At 44.2% G+C, this 7,091-nt stretch carries 5 protein-coding genes; all 5 read left to right on the top strand.

Annotated features, from left to right (window positions below; all coding sequences use genetic code 11):
• Positions 1–90 precede the first annotated feature (90 nt).
• Genes CX664_RS24895 through CX664_RS24875 form a run of 5 tightly spaced genes read left to right on the top strand, consistent with a single transcriptional unit; the run spans position 91 to position 7,068 of the window.
• Entirely contained in the window at positions 91–837 is a 747-nt protein-coding gene (locus CX664_RS24895) for a TnsA endonuclease N-terminal domain-containing protein (protein ID WP_219622301.1), read from the top strand.
• Positions 827–2,911, top strand: coding sequence for a Mu transposase C-terminal domain-containing protein (locus CX664_RS24890; RefSeq protein WP_101749277.1), 2,085 nt, complete (start codon positions 827–829; stop codon positions 2,909–2,911). Before CX664_RS24895 ends, CX664_RS24890 begins: the two co-directional genes overlap by 11 nt.
• Entirely contained in the window at positions 2,904–4,472 is a 1,569-nt protein-coding gene (locus tag CX664_RS24885; protein ID WP_101749276.1) for an ATP-binding protein, read from the top strand. The genes CX664_RS24890 and CX664_RS24885 overlap by 8 nt, the downstream gene beginning before the upstream one ends.
• 33 nt (positions 4,473–4,505) lie before the next feature.
• Positions 4,506–6,089 carry a TnsD family Tn7-like transposition protein gene (locus CX664_RS27945; RefSeq protein ID WP_101749275.1) on the top strand — a complete coding sequence of 528 codons (1,584 nt, stop codon included), beginning with the start codon at positions 4,506–4,508 and terminating at the stop codon, positions 6,087–6,089.
• The gene (locus tag CX664_RS24875; protein WP_101749274.1) at positions 6,055–7,068 is read left to right on the top strand and encodes a hypothetical protein; all 1,014 of its coding nucleotides are present in this window, start codon (positions 6,055–6,057) and stop codon (positions 7,066–7,068) included. The genes CX664_RS27945 and CX664_RS24875 overlap by 35 nt, the downstream gene beginning before the upstream one ends.
• Positions 7,069–7,091: the final 23 nt, after the last annotated feature.

The following is a 7,091-nucleotide window of genomic DNA, read 5'->3' as shown; positions in this document are numbered from 1 at the left end:
GTTGAGTTGGATTATTCATGGGTTTTCTGACAGGCACTAAATAAGAAAGACCAGAAGCGCTTGGACGACGGGAGAGGCTCCGATGGAGGAGTGGAATATCTGCCCTTCATTCTTGTAGGAGAGTTCAGTAGTTCTGGTGAGAGTATTCGGGTCAAGAGTATTACAGTAGGCCGTATTCACCACTTCCATTCAGGGATAGAGTTAGCTCCTTTTCTTGTATTTGACAGGCATAAAGACACTGTTGATATTCGTGAGCAGTTTCCATTGCCCCTCCAAGACACTCTGAATATATGCCGCCAGCTGGGTATTCGTCACCCTCAAGTGAAAGGCGAGTTAAGTATTGTCAGTACTGACCTGCTTATAGATATTAGTGGTGGCAAACAAATCGCTATTGCTGTCAAAAAGGCGGAGAGTCTTGATAATAAAAGGATTTTGGAAAAGCTTCAGGTAGAAAAAGCGTACTGGGAAGCAAGTGGTGCTAGCTGGTTTGTGTTCACAGAGAGGGATATATCTGAAACCCTGAAGGTAAATTTGAAATGGCTAAAACCGTTCTTGAATGTGGATACTCAGAGTGCATACGACATATCTGATAATGATGTGATTTCTTTGATTAAAAGGATTCAACAGTATCCAAATAATCAAGCTATGAGGCTTTGTGGCATTCTGGATGACGAATATCAATTAGAACCTGGTTCTCATGCTGAATTTTTAAGGTTTTCTGTTGCTCGTGGATACCTTGAAGCACCAATTGGTAAGCAGTTCACAAAATGGAAGTGTGCGGAGTTAACTGATAGGTCGGAAACAATCTTCAAAGAAGAGGCGGGGTATGCTTCTTAATAAAGTTTTTCACAGAAAAGGGTCTGAATATCGTTTTAGAGTGATTTTTGAGGCTATAGATCATATCTGGCTGATTGATCTTAATGATGAAGATGCATGGCCTTTCATGATTATGCAGGATGAGTTTGATGAATTGATTAAGAATGGTCTTTATTTCGAGATTGATGAGCCTTTCAAGGCCATAGCCGTTCCCAAGGGAAGTATTCAGGAGAAAAAACGAGATCAAGCATATAGTGAACTAGAGCCTGTCTTGAAGGAGCCCGGCAGGCTCCTACATAAGAAAGAGCGGAATATTGTTATAGGCCAAGCAGCAAAAAACAGTAAACAGCAGCGGCGCTATATTGTTCGACAATTAAGAAGATATTGGCAAAGAGGAATGCGCCCTAACTCCTTGGTTCCTGATTACTATCTTTCCGGGGCAGGAGGTAAGCCCAGAAGAAATATTGATAAAAAAACAGGCCCTAAGCGCACTGTAAGTTCTGGGGAAGGGGTTATTGTTACGGAAGACATAGCTGAAATATTTGATCTTGCGATCAAAGGTTTTTTTATCCAGAACCAAGGCTTGTCACTGAAAGCCGCTAAAACCAAAGCTGTAGGGCTTTATAGATCTCGATATCCCCAGGCAGATAAAACAAGCATTCCAACAATGCGTCAATTCAGATACTTCTATGATACGAATTATCGTAAGAATGAAGTGATTAGGCAGCGAACACCTTCAAAAATCTACGATAAAGACATAAGAGCCTTAACCAGCACTGCAGCATATATGAATATAGGGCCAGGAGGCCGCTATGAGATTGATGCCACTATAGCTGATTTGTATCTGGTATCAGAAAAAGACCCGGAAAAAATAATAGGGCGCCCTGTTGTATATGTAGTGAAAGATGTATTCAGCAGGATGGTTGTCGGTTTATATGTTGGGCTTGAGGCTCCCTCATGGGTTGCTGCAATGATGGCCATGACGAATGCCTTTTTGGATAAAGTAAATTTTTGCCGGGAATATGGCATAGAAATAGATTCGTCTCAGTGGCCTAGTGTTGGAATACCAGCATCTATTTTTGCAGATAAAGGAGAGCTGCTGCGCCGACAGGCAGATGTTCTAGTCAATGTTTTCGACATACAGTTAAGCAATTCACGCTCTTATAGAGGTGATGATAAGGGCATTGTTGAACGACATTTCAACACCATTCAGGCTGAATTTAAGCCGTATGTTGGTGGTATTGTTGAACCAGTTAATGGGAAAAAACGGTTAGGCCGACGATATGAACTGGATGCAGAACTCACTCTGAAAGCATTCACAGAAATGATTATTCATATAGTCATTAACCACAACAACCAGCACGTAGTGAAAGGATACGACTTTGCCGAGGATATACCTGAGGAACTTTCAGCTGTACCTGTTGAGTTGTGGAATTGGGGCATCAAGAACAGAACTGGAAGACTGAAACCCTGTAATGCTGACTTTGTAAAGCTGAACCTGCTTCCTTCCGAGAATGGTACTGTCTCTGAGGAAGGCATTGGGTTTAAGGGCCTTAACTACACATGCAGAGAGGCTCTTTCTAAGGGGTGGTTTGATCGTTTTAAGCAAAACAGACCCAGATCGGTAGAGATCGCTTTTGACCCTCGAAGAACAGATGTTGTTTATCTTCGTCCAGATGATTCCTACGACAACTACTGGATATGTGAGCTGTCAGACAGAAGCCGCCGCTATCAGGGCGTTAGCTTTGTGACTGCTGCTGGAATACTCAAACAGGCAAAGCAGGTCGGGGCAAGAGCCAAACAGGAAGAAGACTTCCAGGCTCCTGACCTGCAGGAGCAAATTGAGGCAATTGCTGCCAGGGAAAGAAGTAAGAAGCCCAAAAAGCCTACCCGCAAGCAGTCTGAACGCCTTTCTGATATCGGGAAAAATAAAGTCGATGAGCGAGAGATGGAAAGAAGCAGGCAGGCTGTAAATCTCAAGCCGAAAACACAACGTAAGCAAACTGCAAAGGTTGTACCCTTGAAGCCAGCGATTTCCACATCATCTATTGATTACCCATCATTGGACGATTTTCTGGAGGATGACGATGATTAATATTCATCAGGCTGAATATCATGATCCAGAAGTAGAGGATTACCGGGGGCATCCTCTTATAAATGCGCTGCCGCTACTGAACTCACCACAAGACACAGCAAAGCTATTGAACCGCTACCCCAAAGTCAGGGGCTGTGAAAAGACTCTTCCAGGTTATATCCGTCGTCATGCGATGATGAGGATTCTGGATGAATTCCTCTATCCAACCAAAACTCATGTGCAGTTAGAGCAGATGATTTCTGGCATGATACGCCGAGGCTATCTGGGGAGAAATATTGCGACAAGGGACTATCAGAAAAACCTGAATTCAGTTGATCATCTGGATTTTGAAGCTATTGCCAGAAATGCAGGAAACTCAGCACTGGCGAGCTCTGTCCTTGGGTGTTCTGGAACAGGAAAAACTACGGCTGTTGAAGCCATTCTTTCTGGGTATAAACACCAGGCTATTTATCATCCTGACTACCAGCATACACAACTTGTCTGGCTGAAACTTGACTGTCCTCATGACGGATCAGCTAAAAGCCTTTGTATTCACTTCTTCAGGGCCGTGGATAATGCGCTGAACACAGACTATGAGAGTTTATATGTGAAAGCTCGCTCATCGGCAGAATCCATGCTCGGAGATATTGCACGCATTGCCGCTCTTCATTCTATTGGAATTTTGGTCATTGACGAGATCCAGCATTTACAAGCTGCTAGATCTGGAGGAAGCAAGCGCCTTCTGAATTTCTTTGTAACTCTAACTAACGTGATCAAGGTTCCGGTGCTTTTTGTGGGAACTCCGAAGGCATTAGAATTATTTTCACCAACCATGCGTTCAGCAAGGAGAGCCGCTCAGTTTGGGGGGCTACCCTGGAATAGATTTGAGCGTATGGAACAAGGGGATAACGCTGAATGGGATCGTTTCATTCAGCGGATGTGGAAGCTACAGTGGTTTGAGAATGCAACCCCTCTCACGGAGGCAATGAAAGATTTATTCTGGGAGCTGACTCAGGGAATAGCACATATAGCTGTAACTCTGTTCTATCTCTGTCAAGCTCGGGCGGTGATGGCCGGGCGAGAACTCATTGATCAGGAGCTTGTCCAGAAAGTATTTGAGCAAGAGCTTTCCATGATTCACCCCATGATAAAAGCTCTTCAAAGTGGCAGGGAAAGTGAAATTCGAAAGTTTGCAGATCTGGACATTCCCTCAGATAAGATTCGAATTTTTAGTCAGCCAGAAGAGGAAATTGTTGTTGAGGAAGAAAAGACCTCGTCGAAAGATCGCTTAATCGAACTTATTGAAATGCTGGTAAAAATGGGCATAGGTAAGGACATTGCTCCCATAGCGGCTGCCCAAGCATTGGCTGAAAAGCCCGATGAAGATCTGTTTGGTCTAGTCGCTCATATAAAAATGCTGGGTGATAAACCGAAAAGACAGACCAGGAAAACCAAAACTACACCTCTGAAGCCCTGTTACATTGAAAATGATATCAGGCTTATGCAGGGGGCTGAGCCTCATTCAACATACAACAATCTGAAGAAAGAGGGCGTAGTTCTGGATATATTGGCATACCTGTAAAACAGCGATTGTTGAACTATATTCAGACACCATTTGCTTTATTGGTGCTGGTCTTTGATAGTACAGTTTCCCATACCTCAACATGATGAGCTTCTTGGAAGCATTCTGGCTAGATTTATCAAATGTCAGGGAATACGGGATGACAAGGTCGCTCTTGATGTTCTTTTTGGAAACAGAAAGGTTGTGCCATCCTCATTGCTTCAAGGCCATATTGGTGAACTACACACAAATGTCGGTCACTTATGGCGAATTCAGCCCGAAGAGATTGTAGAGCGTCATACATTACTCCCTTTGTACAAGCCTTTCCTCCCTGCTGACCGATACAACATGCTCCTAACCAACCTGGTAGAGCAAAAGCTGAATACTGGAACGTTGAGAACCGGTATGAATGCTTCAATTATGAAATGGCCAAGCCAGTACCATATTTGTCCTGGTTGTTGGCGAGACCAGATACATAGAGAGGGTTACAGTTATTGGCAACGCTTATTTCAGTGCCCAGGTGTGGAATCATGCCCTGGGCACGGTATCAGGCTAATTAGTACCAAGATTCTGTTGGGTTCTGATCGAAGACACTATTTCACGGGTGCAGAGGATGTTCATATGCCGTCAGGCAAAGTGACACCTGCAGAGTGCAAGCAGCTTCAGTTATCTTCAATGGTAAGGCAGCTATTAGACCAGTCTTTGCCTGCAGTCACGCTGCTGCAGTGGAGTTCCTTTTACCAAAGGCTGGCAAGAAAGGCTGACTGTCTGGATGGGGCAAAAATTAATCATGAGAAGATAACGCAGCAAATACAGAGTTACTGGAGAAGAGAATGGCTGGAAAGCCATGGTCTCGGATTACAGGGAAAACCAAACTGGCTCACAGCTATATTTCGTAAACACCGTCGTCCATTTACATACCTTCAGCACATTGTAGTATGGCTTGCTCTTTTGCCTGAGCATATAAGCGCAATTGATGTCATAGCTGAAGCAAGAGCCTTTCCTGAGCACTGTGTTCCGTCACACCAGGATCGCTATAAGCAGTCTGAAAGCAATGATACAAGAGTTATGAAGAGAGAAGCCTGGAGAAAAATTTTGGCTGAAGACAAAAACGTTACTCTAAAGGCTATCAGGCAGACTCAGCAGGGTGCGAGACTGTATTCTTGGCTCTACCGTTTTGACAACCAGTGGTTACTCCAACATAAGCCAGCTCCTGTCAAAAATTATGTGAATAAACGTGTCGATTGGGTATTACGTGACAGACAGCTGGTTAAGCAGTTTCTGGCCATAGAAGCGAAAAGTTTTGAGGTGCTGGAACTTCCCCGTCGCTCCCGAGCCTGGTTTTGTAATCAGCTTGGAGTAAAAAGTCTGGTAGAGAAAAGGCTGGATAGTTTGCCGTTGTGCAATGATTTTTTTATTCGCTACGCCGAATCTATTGAGGAGTACCAGACAAGGAGGCTTGCCTGTATCATGGCAGAACTAAAACAAAGGAATGAGCATTTAAGGCCTGTCTGTGAAATTGAACGACTTGCTGGCCTCAGCCGTCAACGTAGCCGGAAACCTGCACGGGAAATTCTCCGAATGGACATCCCAGCCTGGCAGAGTGCTGAACCGATTTCCGCTAAACGCACCTCTTAGATCAATTGGTACAATTCATACCAAAAATTGGTTTAGTCAAAAGCTCAGGCCAAAGATAGAGGTTGATTTCGAAGGGCATCCATCCAATGCTGTTCCTGCCGAGCTGATTCCTATGCTTGTGGAAGGTTGCACATATAATAACAAGAAGCGTTTCTCTCCTGAAAACAGACAGGAAAGAAAAGTTGTATTTGATAGTTATCAAGGCAAGATTGTAGATCAGACAGGGAGAAATATTCTTGTCTACGCTTGTGGGAAGTTCAGCATCGCTATCCCTGCTATAGAGTTGGCCAGAACCCTCTATCTTCACAATACTCATCTTACAAGAACTGCATTGCGGCCTAATGGTTTGCAGGGGCTGGCAACAATCGAATCTGGGCAACATTCAAGCACTATCACATTTAACAGGTTATCTGATTTTTCCGTTTCAAATCTAAAAAACCGCAGTGCGCAGGCGCATTTGATATGGCTCTTGTTTGATGAAAGGGCGAGAAAAGGGTTCAACAGTATCTATGACGCCCTGGTCAGATGCGAAGCTTCTGAATGGTTTTTCGATTTTGAGCCACCACCTCTGAAGGGGTGGATTGCCAATGTTGTGATGCCTGCTCATGCTCAGGACGAAGATATATATTATGTTAATGAAATCACAGCTCTTCATAACCCGTCTTTTTTCTACCAGAACGAAGTCCTGATCTTTCATCCTAACCTTAAGAAAACCATTCGTGTTGACCCGGAGGATAAAAGCAGGCCGGTAGTGAATAAGCCAGATCAGGACTCCCTGCTGGATTTGCAAAGTATTCCCAAGCTAGGTCGGAAGCGGGATGTCGTGAGTGAGGTAGGATTCAGTTTTACATTCGGCAATGAAACACCGTCACAATTAGTCCTCGAAAAGCAGGAGCATAAAATATCACCCGTTGTAATGCAGCAATTCCCGATGAATCCTGGAGCTCCACCGCCACATAGCATACAGAGGAGGCAATAAAAACTCACCCGCACAATTTATCG

This window comes from Endozoicomonas acroporae (genome assembly GCF_002864045.1).
Lineage (GTDB): Bacteria > Pseudomonadota > Gammaproteobacteria > Pseudomonadales > Endozoicomonadaceae > Endozoicomonas > Endozoicomonas acroporae.
This window is presented reverse-complemented; position numbering and strand designations above follow the sequence as displayed.

Bases quoted from the DNA above. Each gene is read 5' to 3' on its own strand.
- CX664_RS24890 (WP_101749277.1), top strand. From the start codon at position 827: ATGCTTCTTAATAAAGTTTTTCACAGAAAAGGGTCTGAATATCGTTTT.
- CX664_RS24885 (WP_101749276.1), top strand. From the start codon at position 2,904: ATGATTAATATTCATCAGGCTGAATATCATGATCCAGAAGTAGAGGAT.